The sequence below is a fragment of the Bradyrhizobium sp. Ses1 genome (genome assembly GCF_059512365.1).
Map to the genome: position 1 here is coordinate 1 of NZ_JCAMOQ010000215.1, position 493 is coordinate 493.

General features: G+C 68.2%; 1 protein-coding gene. It reads left to right on the forward strand.

The features are described 5' to 3' along the window. On the forward strand, nucleotides 1–444 hold a 444-nt coding region (locus AC5ZG5_RS46430), incomplete at its 5' end, for a transposase (protein ID WP_496165597.1). Nucleotides 445–493 lie beyond the last annotated feature (49 nt).

Here is a 493-nt window from a genome sequence, read left to right on the forward strand (position 1 = left end):
GCGGCGTTCGAGAAGCAGACCCGCAGCATGGCGCGAGCCGACATGCAGGCCCGGCTGCTGACGTCGGTCCCCGCGGTCGGCCCGATCGTGGCGCTGACCTATGCCAGCGCCATCGACGATCCGCACCGCTTCAAATCATCCAAGCAGGTGGGGGCGCATTTCGGCTTGACGCCGAAGAAGCACCAGTCCGGCGAGACCGACTACACCGGCCGGATCAGCAAGATCGGCGACGGCGCGGTGCGCACGGCGCTCTACGAGGCCGCCCACGTCATGCTGACCAAGCCGGTCAAGGGCTGTTCGCAATTGAAGAGCTGGGCGATGCGGATCGCCCGCCGCGCCGGCATCAGCAAGGCCAAGGTGGCGCTCGCCCGCCGCCTGGCGGTGATCATGCACCGCATGCTGGTCGATCAAACCCCGTTCAACGCCGCCGCGGCGGCAGCCTGACAGGAGGCGCACACCAGGTTTTCGGGCGGGTCACCACACCAGGCCTTCT